15 protein-coding genes are annotated in these 14150 nt (G+C 70.1%); 7 read left to right on the top strand and 8 right to left on the bottom strand.

Features of this window, described 5'->3' with window-relative positions:
* Window positions 1–71: 71 nt before the first annotated feature.
* The 7 genes from fabF to BMZ45_RS09150 form a co-directional block, all read right to left on the bottom strand.
* Complete coding sequence (gene fabF / locus BMZ45_RS09120) at window positions 72–1310, bottom strand: beta-ketoacyl-ACP synthase II (RefSeq protein WP_091635351.1); 1239 nt, start codon at window positions 1308–1310, stop codon at window positions 72–74.
* A gap of 162 nt (window positions 1311–1472) precedes the next feature.
* Window positions 1473–1712: an acyl carrier protein gene (gene acpP, locus BMZ45_RS09125; protein WP_031373652.1), complete on the bottom strand. Its 240-nt coding sequence runs from the start codon at window positions 1710–1712 to the stop codon at window positions 1473–1475.
* 117 nt (window positions 1713–1829) lie between these two features.
* Window positions 1830–2576: a 3-oxoacyl-ACP reductase FabG gene (gene fabG / locus BMZ45_RS09130; RefSeq protein WP_091635354.1), complete on the bottom strand. Its 747-nt coding sequence runs from the start codon at window positions 2574–2576 to the stop codon at window positions 1830–1832.
* 108 nt (window positions 2577–2684) lie between these two features.
* Window positions 2685–3632: an ACP S-malonyltransferase gene (gene fabD, locus BMZ45_RS09135; RefSeq protein ID WP_091635356.1), complete on the bottom strand. Its 948-nt coding sequence runs from the start codon at window positions 3630–3632 to the stop codon at window positions 2685–2687.
* 189 nt (window positions 3633–3821) lie between these two features.
* Window positions 3822–4817 carry a beta-ketoacyl-ACP synthase III gene (locus BMZ45_RS09140; protein ID WP_091635359.1) on the bottom strand — a complete coding sequence of 332 codons (996 nt, stop codon included), beginning with the start codon at window positions 4815–4817 and terminating at the stop codon, window positions 3822–3824.
* Between the two features lie 205 nt (window positions 4818–5022).
* Complete coding sequence (rpmF, locus tag BMZ45_RS09145; protein ID WP_056173439.1) at window positions 5023–5217, bottom strand: 50S ribosomal protein L32; 195 nt, start codon at window positions 5215–5217, stop codon at window positions 5023–5025.
* 88 nt (window positions 5218–5305) lie between these two features.
* Complete coding sequence (locus BMZ45_RS09150) at window positions 5306–5833, bottom strand: YceD family protein (RefSeq protein WP_091635362.1); 528 nt, start codon at window positions 5831–5833, stop codon at window positions 5306–5308.
* 126 nt (window positions 5834–5959) lie between these two features.
* On the opposite strand from BMZ45_RS09150, the gene BMZ45_RS09155 reads away from it, so the two are divergent.
* The 3 genes from BMZ45_RS09155 (at window position 5960) to BMZ45_RS09165 (ending at window position 7539) form a co-directional block, all read left to right on the top strand.
* A complete protein-coding gene (locus tag BMZ45_RS09155; RefSeq protein WP_091635365.1) occupies window positions 5960–6322 on the top strand; it encodes a hypothetical protein in 363 nt (120 codons plus the stop codon).
* 11 nt (window positions 6323–6333) lie between these two features.
* On the top strand, window positions 6334–6927 hold the full coding sequence (locus BMZ45_RS09160; RefSeq protein ID WP_091635368.1) for a Maf family protein: 594 nt from the start codon (window positions 6334–6336) through the stop codon (window positions 6925–6927).
* Between the two features lie 93 nt (window positions 6928–7020).
* Window positions 7021–7539: a tetratricopeptide repeat protein gene (locus BMZ45_RS09165; protein ID WP_139215446.1), complete on the top strand. Its 519-nt coding sequence runs from the start codon at window positions 7021–7023 to the stop codon at window positions 7537–7539.
* Window positions 7540–7585: 46 nt separating this feature from the next.
* Here BMZ45_RS09165 and BMZ45_RS09170 read toward each other — a convergent pair whose 3' ends face one another.
* Window positions 7586–9418 (bottom strand): ArnT family glycosyltransferase, encoded by a 1833-nt coding sequence (locus tag BMZ45_RS09170; RefSeq protein ID WP_091635373.1) that lies wholly within the window; start codon window positions 9416–9418, stop codon window positions 7586–7588.
* Window positions 9419–9659: 241 nt separating this feature from the next.
* Between BMZ45_RS09170 and BMZ45_RS09175 the strand changes: the two genes are divergently transcribed.
* The 4 genes from BMZ45_RS09175 to BMZ45_RS09190 are packed head-to-tail and all read left to right on the top strand — an operon-like array spanning window position 9660 to window position 14029.
* Window positions 9660–10586: an AAA family ATPase gene (locus tag BMZ45_RS09175; RefSeq protein ID WP_175489018.1), complete on the top strand. Its 927-nt coding sequence runs from the start codon at window positions 9660–9662 to the stop codon at window positions 10584–10586.
* Between the two features lie 5 nt (window positions 10587–10591).
* Window positions 10592–11557, top strand: a complete 966-nt coding sequence (locus BMZ45_RS09180; RefSeq protein WP_091635377.1) for a DUF58 domain-containing protein — start codon at window positions 10592–10594, stop codon at window positions 11555–11557.
* The gene (locus BMZ45_RS09185; protein ID WP_091635380.1) at window positions 11550–13532 is read left to right on the top strand and encodes a transglutaminase TgpA family protein; all 1983 of its coding nucleotides are present in this window, start codon (window positions 11550–11552) and stop codon (window positions 13530–13532) included. Before BMZ45_RS09180 ends, BMZ45_RS09185 begins: the two co-directional genes overlap by 8 nt.
* Window positions 13529–14029, top strand: a complete 501-nt coding sequence (locus tag BMZ45_RS09190; RefSeq protein WP_091635382.1) for a Slp family lipoprotein — start codon at window positions 13529–13531, stop codon at window positions 14027–14029. The genes BMZ45_RS09185 and BMZ45_RS09190 overlap by 4 nt, the downstream gene beginning before the upstream one ends.
* Window positions 14030–14150: the final 121 nt, after the last annotated feature.

A 14150-nucleotide genomic window follows, 5' to 3' on the forward strand; every position in this document is an offset into this window, starting at 1 on the left:
GGCGTGCGCGGCGAGCGGACCGGTGCCGAGGCGACCGGTCCGGGCCGCAACGCCTGCCGTCGGCGCGCGGATCAGATCCGCTTGAACACCAGGGTGCCGTTGGTGCCGCCGAAGCCGAAGCCGTTGGAGACGGTGACGTCGACCTTCTTCTCGCGCGCCACGTTGGGCACGTAGTCCAGGTCGCAACCCTCGCCCGGCTGGTCCAGGTTGATGGTCGGCGGGATGATGCCGTGGTGCAGCGCCAGCACCGAGTAGATCGCCTCGGCGCCGCCGGCTGCGCCCAGCAGGTGGCCGGTCATCGACTTGGTCGAGCTGACCATGGTCTTGTAGGCGTGGTCGCCGAGCGCGCGCTTGATCGCCAGGGTTTCGGCCAGATCGCCCAGCGGGGTCGAGGTGCCGTGGGCGTTGAGGTAGGCCACGTCCTCGGGATTGATCTTGGCGTCCTTGAACGCGGCCGCCATGCAGCGCGCCGGACCTTCGCCGTTCTCGCTGGGCGCAGTCATATGGAAGGCGTCGGAACTGGCGCCGAAACCGGCCAGCTCGCAGTAGATGCGCGCACCGCGCGCCTTGGCGCGCTCGTACTCCTCCAGCACCAGGATGCCGGCGCCGTCGCCGAGCACGAAACCGTCGCGGTCCTGGTCCCAGGGGCGCGAAGCGCGGGTGGGATCGTCGTTGCGCGTGGACATCGCCTTCATCGAGCAGAAACCGCCGACCGAGGTCTGCGAGGCGCCGCGCTCGGCGCCGCCCGCGATCATCACGTCGGCATCGCCGTACTGGATCATGCGCATCGCCATGCCGATGGAATGGTTGGAGGTGGCGCAGGCCGAGACGGCGGAGAAATTGGGGCCCTTGATGCCGGTCAGCAGCGAGACCTGGCCGGGCAGCATGTTGATGATGGTGCTGGGCACGTAGAACGGCGAGATCTTGCGCGGGCCGCCCTCGTGGTACTTGATGGTCTGCTCCTCGATGCCGAGCAGGCCGCCGATGCCCGAGCCGATCAGCGCGCCGATGCGCTCGGCGTTGGACTCGTCCACGACTAGGCCCGCGTCCTCCATCGCCATCATCGAAGCGGCCACGCCGTAATGGATGAACTCGTCCATCTTCTTGGCGTCCTTCGGACCGACCCACTTGCCGATGTCGAAGCCACGGACTTCGCCGGCGATGCGGGTGGTGAAGTTGGACGCGTCGAACCAGGTGATCGGACCGATGCCGGAGCGGCCGTTGACGATGCCGTCCCAGTTGCTGGCCAGATCGTTGCCGAGCGGGGAAACGATGCCGAGGCCGGTGATCACTACGCGACGGTTGGACATGGAGCACTCCGTACTGTTGACGCGATTGTTGACGCGGGTTGCTGACGCTACGCCGGCGTATCCACCGGCCCTAAAAACGCGGGGCCGCAATGCGGCCCCGGTATGGTTTTGCCGGCGACGCCGGCGGTCCGCTCGCGCTGGCCGCCGCGCCGCCCGCGTCGATTACGACTTGACGTGCGCCTTGACGTAATCGATCGCCTGCTGCACCGAGGTGATCTTCTCGGCCTCTTCGTCCGGGATCTCGCACTCGAATTCTTCTTCGAGCGCCATCACCAGCTCGACGGTGTCGAGCGAATCAGCGCCGAGGTCGTCGACGAACGAAGCGTTGTTGGTGACTTCTTCTTCCTTAACGCCAAGCTGTTCGACCACGATCTTCTTGACGCGTTCTTCGATGCTGCTCATGAGTTTGTGCTCCTCCCGTGAGGGGTTTTCGATGGAATAGTCTAATGGAATCGAGGGCGTTCGCGAGCATGCGCGAAACCCCTTTTGGTTCAATCGTTTACGCTTCGCAACGACGGCTCATGGCATGTACATGCCGCCGTTGACGTGCAGGGTCTCGCCGGTGATGTAGGCCGCCGAGGGGCCGGCCAGGAACGCCACCGCGCGGGCGATGTCGGCCGGTTCGCCGAAACGGCCCAGCGCGATCTGGCCGAGCATCGCGTTTTTCGCGTCCTCGGGCAGCGAGCGGGTCATGTCGGTGTCGATGAAGCCGGGGGCGACCACGTTGACGGTGATGCCGCGGCTGCCGATCTCGCGCGCCATCGATTTGCTGAAGGCGATGATGCCGGCCTTGGCCGCGGCGTAGTTGGCCTGGCCGGCGTTGCCGGTCACGCCGATCACCGAGGCGATATTGATGATGCGGCCCTTGCGCGCCTTCATCATCGCGCGCATCACCGCCTTGCTGGTGCGGAACACGCTGGTCAGGTTGGTGTCGAGGATGGCCTGCCAGTCCTCGTCCTTCATGCGCATCAGCAGGTTGTCGCGGGTGATGCCGGCGTTGTTGACCAGGATCGAGATCGCGCCGATGTCCTTGCCGATCGCCTCGATCAGCGCCTCGATCGAAGCCGGATCGGCCACGTCCAGGGTGCGGCCGTGGCCGCCGTGCGCGGCCAGGCGCTCGCCGATCGCGGCGGCGCCGGCGTCGCTGGTGGCGGTGCCGATCACGGTCGCGCCCTGCGCGGCCAGTTCGTCGGCGATCGCCGCGCCGATGCCGCGGCTGGCGCCGGTGACCAGGGCGATTTCGCCCGCGAGGGGTCCAGTGCTCATGTAATGCTCCGTTTCTTTCTATTCGGTGCGGCGACGGTTCGGTGCGGCGTCGGCGCGATCATCGCCCGAAACGGGCGGAGCGCGCAGCCGGCCCGACCAGGATAGGGTTCAGGCCTGCGACCAGTCCGCCAAGGCGGCCTCGAAATCGCCGACCGTGCCCAGCGGACGGGCGTCCAGCGCCTTGTCGATGCGCTTGACCAGGCCGCTGAGGACCTTGCCGGGGCCGCATTCGGCCACCCGCGTCGCGCCGCGCGCGGCCAGGGCCTGCACGCAGCCGGTCCACTGCACCGGCAGATAGAGCTGGCGCACCAGCGCGTCGCGGATCGCGTCGACGTCGGCATGCGCCTGGGCGTCGACGTTCTGCACCACCGGCAGCGCCGGCAGGCGCCAGCTCAGGCCGGCCATGGCCTCGCCCAGGCGATTGGCGGCGTCGCGCATCAGCGGGGTGTGCGAGGGCACGCTCACGGCCAGCTTGACCGCCTTGCGCACGCCGCGTTCGGCCAGCAGGGTCAGCGCGGCGTCGACCGCGGCGGCGTGGCCGCCGATCACGATCTGGCCGGGGGAGTTGTAGTTCGCCGGCACCACCACTTCCTTGCCGGACACCGCGGCGCAGACTTCCTGCACCAGCGCGTCCTCGGCGCCGAGCACGGCGGCCATGGCGCCGGTGCCCGCGGGCGCGGCGTCCTGCATGAACTGGCCGCGCAGGCGCACCAGATGGGCAGCGTCCTTCAGCGACAGCGCGCCGGCGGCGACCAGCGCGGTGTATTCGCCCAGGCTGTGGCCGGACAGCAGCGCGGGCTGCGCGCCGCCCTGGGCCTGCCACAGGCGCCACACTGCCACGCCCGCGGCGAGCAGCGCCGGCTGGGTGTATTCGGTGCGATTGAGCATTTCTTCCGGGCCGCCCTGGCTCAGCGCCCACAGGTCGGTCGCGGCGCCGTCGCTGGCCTCGGCGAAGGTTTCGCGGATCAGCGGATGCAGCTCGGACAGCTCGGCGAGCATGCCCAGCGATTGCGAGCCCTGTCCGGGAAACACCAAGGCGAGGGAGTCGTGGCTCATCGAGTCGTGGCGCGAACGCCGGTCCAGTTCGAGTAAGGACCGGCATGATACGAGGCAAACCGCGTCATCGTCTGTACCCGCGCGTATCGTGACGCATTGCGACAGTTTCCAAAGACGCGAATTCGGGCGCGAAAACGAACGCGCCCGGCAAGCCGGGCGCGTCGGATGAAGCGGCGAAAACCGAGGCTATCAGTAGCGCAGCAGCGCCGAGCCCCAGGTGAAACCGCCGCCGAAGGCCTCCAGCAGCACCAGTTGGCCGCGCTGCACGCGGCCGTCGCGCACCGCTTCGTCCAGCGCCAGCGGCACCGAACCCGAGGAGGTGTTGCCGTGCTTGTCGACGGTGACCACCACACGCTCCATCGGCATGTCCAGGCGCTTGGCCGTGGCTTCGATGATGCGCAGGTTGGCCTGATGCGGAATCAGCCAGTCGATGTCGTGACGATCCAGGCCGTTGGCCTCCAGGGTCTCCTCGACCACCGAATCCAGCGCCTTGACCGCGTGCTTGAAGACCTCGTTGCCGGTCATCATCACCTTCACGCCGGCGTTGTGCTCTTCCGGCTTGAAGCCGACCGAGACGCCGACCGGGTTCCACAGCAACTCCTTCTTGCCGCCGTCGGCGTGCATGTGAGTGCTGAGGATGCCGGTTTCGCTGTCGGCCTTGAGCACGACCGCGCCGGCGCCGTCGCCGAACAGCACGCAGGTGCCGCGGTCGCTCCAGTCGATCATGCGGGTCAGGGTTTCCGAGCCCACCACCAGCACGGTCTTGGCCGCGCCGGATTGGATGAACTTGTCGGCCACCGTCAACGCATAGACGAAGCCCGAGCAGGCGGCGTTGACGTCGAACGCGGGGCAGCCGTTGGCGCCCAGGCGGTGCTGCAGCAGGCAGGCGGTGGACGGGAAAATCAGGTCGGGCGTGGTCGTGCCGAGCACGATCAGGTCCAGGTCCTGCGCGGCGACGCCGGCGGCTTCGAGCGCGCGCACCGAAGCGTGATAGGCCAGATCGCAGGTGGTTTCGCCTTCGGCGGCGATGTGGCGCTCGCGGATGCCGGTACGGGCCGCGATCCACTCGTCGCTGGTGTCGACCATCTTGGCGAGGTCGTCGTTGGTCAGGATCTTTTCCGGCAGATAGCTGCCGGTGCCCGCGACACGCGAATAGATCCGGTCTTGCTTGCGCTGCTCAGTCATCACCACTCCGCTGCGGAACCGTAGCCAGGCCCGATCGGGCCATTCCGCCAGACGCGCTGGCGGCGGAACCCCGCCGTGGCGGCCGCAGGTCCCGCGTGCTGGGTAAGCACGTGTTGGTTCCGCGCGCTATGACAGCGGCGGCCGGATCGGCGACGGCCCCGCGCGCCGCTGTTGCGTGCGCGCGGCGCGACGGGCGAAGCGAAGATTACTCTTCGTCGGCGACCTTGGACTGGGTGTTGATCACCTTCTTGCCGCGGTAGTAGCCGTCGGCGGTGACGTGGTGGCGGATGTGGGTCTCGCCGGTGGTCGGGTCGGTGGCCAGCTGCTTGCTGGTCAGCGCGTCGTGGGCGCGGCGCTGGCCGCGGCGGGACGGGGAAACGCGGGACTTCTGGACAGCCATGGTCTTGCTCCAAGAGAAACTGTGGAAACTGAAACTGTTAGTTAAGCGGTGATGCCCGGGCGCGTCTTGCGGAGCGCGCCGCGATGAATCAGTTCGATTTGTTCTTCAACGCCGACAACGCCGCGAAGGGATGGGTGCGTTCCTGTTCGGCCTCGGTGGCCGGCCAGTCCCGCTCCATCGCTTCCGTGCCCGGAGCCATCGGCACCACCGGCACGGCGAGGATGAGTTCGTCCTCGACCAGTTCGATGGTCCGCAGCTGGCCGTCTTCCGGCATCAGCAGCGGTTCGTAACCCGGCGGCAGCCCGGCCTCGTCCGCTTCCTCGCGGATCAAGCCCAGGCGCTGCACGATCTGCACCGGCAGCAGGAACCGCTCCAGGCTGCGCTGGCACAGCAGCGGCAACGCCGTCTCGATCTTCAACTCGACGTAGGGCACCTGCAGTTCGTCGTTGGCGAAATCCAACGAGAACGTCACGTCACCCTCGGTATCGAGCAGACTGTCCTGCAGCCGCTTGAACGACGACAACGGCACGCGCCCCTCGACGCCGCGCCTTGCGGCCACCAGGCGCCAGGCATCGAGTACTTCGGGCACCCGCCCGGCTGGCACGTCCGCTGACATAAGCCGCGGAATGTTAGAGACCCAACCCCCTGATGTCAAACCGGAAACCCAGGCCTGGCGGGGATTTGCCGCCGGCCGGGCCCTCGGGTCAGACTTCGGCTTTCCCTGCGTTCAGCCGACTCCGCCGTGACCACCTCCCTGATCCTGCTTCTGGCCGTGCTCGTGGCCGCCGCGGTCGCGTTCAGCCTGCGCCGCGGTTCCGGCCGCCACCAGCGCGCCGTGCGCGAGCTGCTGGACGCCGCCGACGCCCTGGAAGCCCGCCTGCGCACGGCCCGGGCCGAAATCGAGGCGGTCGCCGGCGACCAGCCACTGGACCCGGTCGGCGACGCCATGCGCGAGATGCTGCGCCAGCGCCTGTGGCTGCGCGACCACGGCACCTCGGCCAGTCCCGAGCAACTGGCCGAGGTCCGGGCCTCGATCGACGCCGCGCGCGCCCGCATCGAGCAGCAGCTGTCGCAGATCGAACGCGCGCGCGCGCCGCTGGCCTGAACGCGGCCGCCATGTCCGCCTCCCCGCCCCCGGCGCCGCTGGTGCTGGCTTCGACCTCGGTCTATCGGCGCGAGCTGCTGCAGCGCCTGCGCCTGGCCTTCGATTGCGAGCGCCCGCGGGTCGACGAGACCCCGCGGCCGGGCGAATCGCCGCTGGACCTGGCCCAGCGCCTTGCCCGGGCCAAGGCCGAGGAGGTCGCCGCGCGCAGGCCCGGGGCCTGGGTGCTGGGTTCGGACCAGGTCGCCGAGTTCGACGGCCGCCCGATCGGCAAGCCCGGCGACCGCGCCGGCGCGATCGCCCAACTGGCGTCGATGTCGGGGCGCGAGGTGCGCTTCCTGACCGCGCTGAGCCTGGCCCGCGGCGGCCAGGCGACGCAGGGCGCCCTGGATGTCACCGTGGTGCGCTTCCGCACGCTGAGCCGCGCCGAAATCGACCGCTACCTAGACGCCGAGCAGCCCTACGACTGCGCCGGCAGCTTCAAGTCCGAGGGCCTGGGCATCGCTTTGTTCGACGCGATCGACAACCGCGACCCCAGCGCCCTGATCGGCCTGCCGCTGATCGAAACCGCGCGCCTGCTGCGCGCGGCCGGCTACGCCCTGCCCTAGTCCGGCACCGCTTCGACGCAAACGCAGCCACGCGCGCCTGACGGGCGAGCGGACCTTGGCTATGCTCGCGGCACTATCAGGGGGAAAACCAGCATGAAGATTCGCACCGCAGCCGTCGCGGGAGTTTTGTTCGTCTCCGGCATCGCGGTCGGCACCGCCGCGCAGAAGGTCGCAGCGCCGTCCTACCGCGACAAGCCCAAGCCCGATGCCGCCATGGCCCTGCTGCAGACCGCCACCGCGCTGGCCGGCAAGGGCAGCTGGGAACGCATCGCGGTCGGCCGCGTCTACTACCTCGGCAGCCACAAGGCCGAAGGCCAGGCCCTGTTCGACCAGGTGCTGGCGGGCAAGCCCGAGGACACCGATTTCTACCGCATCGCCCGCGTCTACCGCGAAGCCGGCGAGTGGGACAAGGCCAAGGCGATGTTCGATCGCTTCCTGAGCGTGAACGACGGCGACGAAACCAAGCTCGCCGAGATCGGCGCGTACTACCTGATCCAGGGCGATCGCGCGGGCGCAGAACGTCTGTTCGACCGCTCGTTCAAGGCCAAGCCCGATCTGTGGGCCACGGTGGCCGCTGCCGGCGGTTATCTGGACGTCGCGCCGCAGGAGTGAGCGCACTCGCGTCGACGCGCGCGCAGCGCGTCGGCGCGGTTCCGGCTCAAGGCGCCGCGTCGACCAGTTCGACCGGCTGCTCCGACCAGGTCTCGACGCTGCCGTCGCGCCCGCGCAGGCGCAGACCCAGCCAATGCCGGCCCGGCGCCACGCCCGCGTCCAGCGCGACCTGCGCGGTGAAGCCCACGCGCGGCTGCTGCGGATCGCGCGAACGCGCCCAATAGGCCTGCACGTCCAGGCGCTCCAGGCCGTAGCGCGCCTGCGCGACCACGCGCCCGTCGAGGGTGATCTCGACGCCGTCCAATCCGACCCCGTCCTTGAACGCCCAACCGCGCAGATCGAAGCGGCGGCCGATGCGCGCGCGCGATTCGGGCGCGTCGATCCACGCCATCGCCGGCGTCGTGCACGCGCCCGCGCGCGGGCGGTCCAGCGCGAACAGCAGGAAACGCTGGCGACCATGATCGATGTTGAGCACCTGCGGCGGCGGCAGCGGCCCGACCATCGCGCATAAGGCCTGGTAGCGATCGAGCAGGTTCTTGTATTCGACCTCGCTGGCGCCCACCACCAGCAGCACCGGCGCGTCGCCCCAGTCGGCGCGGCCGGCGCTGCTCAGGCCCCACAGTTGCAGCTGCGGCGCGCGGCCGTGCTTGTGGTTGAGCGGATGATCCAGCACCGCGATGCGCGGATCGCGCAGGGCGAAGCCGAGCTCGGCGGCGACCTTGAAGTTGTCGGCGATCAGGCGCGTGCCGGCGGGCATGCGCGCGCGCCGCTCGCGCACGCGCGCGGCCAGCTCGTCCCAACCGGCGAAGTTGCTCGGGTACCACTTCTGCGCCGCGCTCAACGCGCGCACCTGCGGCACCGACACCGCGACGTAGTAGCCCAGCATCGAGAGCAGGCCCAGCGCGGCCGCGATCCAGGTGAGGCGTCGCGCCCAGCGCGGCCACTGTGCGAGCAGCGCCGGCAACAAGGGCAGCAGCGCGAAATAGCCCGGCAGGGGCCAATGGAAACTCACCCGCTCGGTGTCGGCGAAGAAACCCAGGGCGAAGAAGCCCAGCACCAGCAGGCCGCCGAGCAGGGCGAAGTAGCGCGTCGCCTGCGCATGCGCGCGATAGCCGCGCTTGGCCGCCAGCATCAGCGCCAGGAACAGCGGCGGCGTGACCAGCAGGGCCTGGATCGCGACGAACCACAGCCCGTCGGCGTGGAAGGCCCAAGGGTGGCGATCGACCAACTGGAAGCGCAGGCCGGCCTCGGCGTTTTCGACGTTCCAAAACACCAACGGCGCCCAGGCCGAGGCGCCGATCGCGATCGCGGTCAGGGTGCGCACGTCGCGCAAGGCGCGGCGGCCATCGGCCAACATCAGCAAAGCCAGGAAGCCCACGCCGATCACGGCGATGAAACGGTAATGGCTGAGCGCGCCGATGCTCAGGCCCGCGGCCAGCTCCAGCGCGGTGGCGGCATCGACGCGGCGCAGCAGGCGCGCGCCCGCGTCCATGCACAGCAAGGTCGCCAGCGCCATCGCCGCGTCCGGCAAGGCCAGCAGGCCGAGCGTGCCGCCCAAGGGCAGCAGCAGCGCGAAACAGGCCGCCTGCCAACCGGCGCGCGCGCCGTATTCGCGCGCGGCGATACGCCGTACCAGCAGGGGCAGCAGCGCGGCGATCGCCAGGAACGGTGCGCGCAGGGCCAGGGTGTGTTCGCCGCCGATGGCGGTGCCCAGGCGCGCGAGCCAGGCGGTCAGACCGGGCAGGTCGGAATAGGCCGCGGCCGGATGCCGCCCTTCCCACCAATAGAAAGCCTCGTCCACGAACAAGGGCAGGCGCGCGGCGACCAGCAGCTTGAGCGCCAGCACGATCGACCACAGAACCCAAAAAGTGCGGCGCATCACAAGGTCCCGATGGAGTTCGAGCTCGTTCGCATCGACCTGATTTGCAGCCAGCTGTTCCGCACCCCGCATCGACTCGCGACCTCGTTACACTCTGATGGACTCGACGCGCGCGGACGCGGCGCACCAGCGCCCTGCCCCTCGCGCACCGGACGCAGCGGCCGCGGTGCGGCGCGCTCCGGATTCTCGACGCGATCCTCAGGAGACCAGCACGATGGCGGCATCCCCCACGACGGCATCCATGCTAACCGATGGCCTGCGCAGCGCCCTCGATCGCGCGCAGGCGCAGGTCAACGGCCTGGTGCTGGGCAAGCCGCACGAAGTCCGGCTCGCGTTCGTGGCCCTGCTGTCGGACGGCCATCTGCTGATCGAGGACCTGCCCGGCCTGGGCAAGACCACGCTCGCGCACGCCCTGGCCGCGACCCTGGGCCTGGAGTTCCAGCGCGTGCAATTCACCTCCGACCTGTTGCCGGCCGATGTGGTCGGCGTGTCGGTGTTCGATCCGCAGGCGCGCAGTTTCCAGTTCCATCCGGGCCCGGTGTTCACTCAGGTATTGCTGGCCGACGAAATCAACCGCGCGCCGCCGCGCACCCAGAGTGCGCTGCTGGAGGCCATGGCCGAGCATCAGGTCACCGTCGACGGCACCACCCATGCTCTGCCGGATCCGTTCTTCGTGATCGCGACCCAGAATCCGGTCGACCTGGCCGGCACCTATCCGCTGCCGGACTCGCAACTCGATCGCTTCCTGCTGCGACTGGCGCTGGGCTACCCGGGCGAGGCCGCCGAACGCGATCTGCTGGCCGGCGCCAATCGCCGCGATCTGATCGCTCAAACCCTGCCGATCCTGGGCAGCGAGGATGTGATCGCCGCGCGCAGCGCGGTCAATGCGGTGCATGCCAGCGACGCCCTGATCGGCTACGTGCAGGCGCTGCTCGCGCGCAGCCGTCGCCATCCGGGCGTGCGCGTGGGCCTGTCGCCGCGCGCGGGCCTGGCCCTGCTGCGCGCCGCGCGCGCCTACGCCCTGCTGCTGGGCCGCGCGCACGTGCTGCCTGAGGACGTGCAGGCGCTGTTCGCGCCGGTCGCCGCGCACCGCCTGGTCGCCGATGCCGATGCCGGACACGACGGCGCCCTGGCCAAGGCGATTCTGCACGCGGTGCCGGTGGACTGAGCGCGATGGCGGACCGTCCGCGCCCCGGCCTGCGCGCGCGCCTGCGCAAGTTCGCGCGACCGCGCGATCCGGAGGCTTTGCCAGCGAGCTTCCATCGCGGCCGCGTGTACGTGCTGCCGACCGGCTTCGGCCTGTTCTTCGCGGTCGCGCTGATGTCGATGCTGCTGGGCGCGCTGAACTACAACAACAACCCCGCCTTGCTGCTGGCCCTGCTGCTGTCAGGCGCCGGCCTGGCCAGCCTGATCGCGGCGCAGATGCAGCTCACCGGCCTGAGCGTGGTCGCGATCGACGCCGAACCGATCGCCGCCGGCCAGCCGCTGCGCGTGCGCGTGCATGCCAAGGCGCCGCCCGAACGTGCCCGCCGCGGCCTGCGCGTGGACGACGACGGCGACAGCGATGCGCTCGCGCCGCTGGACCTGGACGCCGGCAGCGGCGAAGCCGAACTCAGTTTCGCCACGCGCCAACGCGGCTGGTTCGAGCTGCCGCGCCTGCGCGTGTCGACCACGCGCCCGCTCGGTCTGGCGCGCGCCTGGGCCTATGTCTGGCCGGACGCGCCCCTGCTGGTGTATCCGGCGCCGGAGCCGCACGGCCCGCCGCTGCCGACCGGCAGCGGCGATCAGATCCAGACCCGCCTGCATCCCAGCGGCGACGACGTCCATCACCTGCGCGGTTATCGCAGCGGCGACGCGCGCCGCGCGATCGCGTGGAAGCCGTCCGCGCGACGCGACACGCTGCTGGTGCGCGAATACGAACAACCGCTGGGCGCCGATGTGGTGCTGGACTGGCGCGCGGTGCTCGCGCTGGGTTACGAGGCGCGCATCGCGCGCCTGGCGCGCTGGGTCGACGAAGCCGAACGCGACGGCCGCCGCTACCGCCTGATGCTGCCCGGCCAGCCCGAGCTGGGCCCCAGCAGCGGCAGCGCGCACCGTCACGCCTGTTTGCGCGCGCTGGCGCTGATGCCGCATGCCTAAGTCGACGTCGCCCCTGCTGGATTCGGGCAGCCGCGCCTGGACCCTGTCTACCGCGGCCGCGTGCATGCTGCCGCTGCTGCTGCAGCTCACCCCGCTGCTGGCCGCGCTGATCGCCGCCTGCGGCATCGCGATCGCGCTGCTGGCCTGGCGTCGTCCGCTCAACTTCGTGGTGCGCGCACTGCTGGCGCTGGTGCTGATCGGCGCGGTGATGATGCAGATGAACTTCGGCATCGGCCGCGACACCGGCTGCGCCCTGCTCGCGGCCATGCTCGCGATCAAACCCGCCGAGACCTCGACCCTGCGCGATGCGCGCAGCCTGATCGGCTTCGGCCTGTTCGCGCCGTTCGGCACCTTCCTGCTCGACCAGGGGCCCTTGTCGCTGGTGCTGGGCCTGATCGCGGCGCTGCTGGCCTTGGCCACGCTGCAGCGCCTGGCCGAGTTCGAATCGGGCGAACGCGTGCGCCGGCTCGGGCATTGGCAGCGTCTGGCCGGCATCGCGCGCCTGGTCGCGATCGGCCTGCCGCTGGCGCTGGCGGCGTTCTGGCTGTTCCCGCGCCTGGGCACGCCGCTGTGGGGCGTGCCCGACCGCTCGCTGAGCCGGCCGGGCCTGTCCGGCAGCATGACCCCGGGCGGCTGGGCCGAGCTGATGAACGACGAAACCCCGACCCTGCGCGTGCGCTTCAATGGCGCCATGCCGCGCCCTTCGCAGATGTATTGGCGCGGTCCGGTGCTGTGGGATTTCGACGGCCGCGAATGGACCCAGCCGCTCTGGTACCGCGGCCTGCCGCCGGCCCAGACGCAGTCGGGTGAGGCGCGTTGGGACTACGAAATCGAGTTCGAACCGACCGACGGCCGGCAATTGGTCGCCTTGGACCTGCCATTGGCGGCGCCGCCCGGCACCCGGATGTCGATCGATCACGGCCTCTACACGCCTCGCCCCTTGACTGCGCTTACGCGCTGGAGACTGCGCTCGGCACCGCCTGCTCGTTATCAGCCGCACTTGCACAGCGTCTTGCGCGACGCAGCGCTGCGTCTGCCTGAAGGTTACAACCCGCGAACACGCGCGCTGGCTCAACGCTGGCGAGGCGAGCTCGGCGGCAACGACGCGGCCATCGTGCAGCGCGCGCTGGACTGGGTGCATCGCGAATTCGCCTACACCCTGGACACGCCCCTGCCCGGCCGGCACGCGGTCGACGAGTTCCTGTTCGACTACAAGGCCGGCTATTGCGAACACTTCAGCTCGTCGTTCGTGGTGCTGATGCGCAGCGCCGGCATTCCCGCGCGCGTGGTCACCGGTTATGCCGGCGGCTACCGCAATCCGTTCGGCGACTACTGGCTGGTGCGGCGCTCCGACGCGCACGCCTGGGCCGAGGTCTGGCTGCCGCAGCGCGGCTGGGTGCGGGTGGACCCGACCGCCGCGGTCGCGCCCGAACGCGTCTACGACACCCTCGCCGAGCGCGCCCCCGGCGCCAACCTGCTCGGCGGGCTGACCGTAGCGACCCCGATCTTCAATCTCGGCGACTGGGCCCGACGCGGCTGGAACGACTTCGTGCTCGGCTTCGACGCCAAGCGCCAACAAAGCCTGCTCCAGCCGCTGGGCATCGACAGGCTCGACACGAGCCGCCTGGTAGCCTTGTTCGGCGTGACCGCGGGCCTGACCCTGCTGTGGATGGTGTGGCTGAGCAGCCGTGGCCAGCGCGAACGCGATCCGGTCCTGCGCGCCTGGCACGCACTGGGCCGCCGCTACGGTCGCCTGGGCCTGGCGCGCGAACCGCACGAGCCGGCCCAGGACTGGTCGGACCGGGTCGCCCGCAGCCGCCCGGACCTGGCCCCGGCGCTGGCGGCGCTCAGCCACCGTTTCGCCGATTGGCGGTACGCTGTTGCGGAACCCGGGCGGCGCGACGCCCGTGAGAAGCGCGAATTGATCAGGGCGCTGCGCGCGCATCGCCCGGGCCCCAATGGAGAAGGCCGATGAACATCCGTCTTACCCCCCGCCTGGTCCTGCTGGCCGCGAGCGTCGGCCTGCTGGCCGCCTGCGCGACCCAGCCGCAACCGCTGCAGGGCGCGTTCAACCCGATCACTCCGGCCGACGCCACCGCCAACGACAGCACCGGCGCGACCGTGCGCTGGGGCGGCCGCGTGGTCGAGGTCGACCCGCAGGCCAACCGCACCTGCTTCGTGATGATCTCCACCCGCCTGGGCAGCAGCGGCCGCCCGTACTGGGCCAACGACGACATCGGCGGCCGCTTCCTGGCCTGCCGTACCGGCTTCTACGATCCGGCCCTGTTCGAGAAGAACCGCGAAGTGACCTTCACCGGTCGCATCAGCGGCTACGAGAACCGCCGCATCGGCCAGTACGACTATCGCTTCCCGATCGTCGACGCCGAAGTGGTCTACCTGTGGCCGGTGCGCGAACAGGTCGACGTGGTGATGACGCGCCCGGCGCCGTGGCCGTGGTGGGGCTGGTGGTGAAACCGGCAACACGACGATAAGCGAAACGCCCGGGACAGCCCGGGCGTTTTCGTTTGCGGCGTTCGCCGACGCGCGGCGCGTAGGTAGCGTGCGACGATCAAAGCGTCAATGGGTGTGCGCG

Source organism: Lysobacter sp. cf310 (genome assembly GCF_900114355.1).
GTDB lineage: Bacteria > Pseudomonadota > Gammaproteobacteria > Xanthomonadales > Xanthomonadaceae > Lysobacter.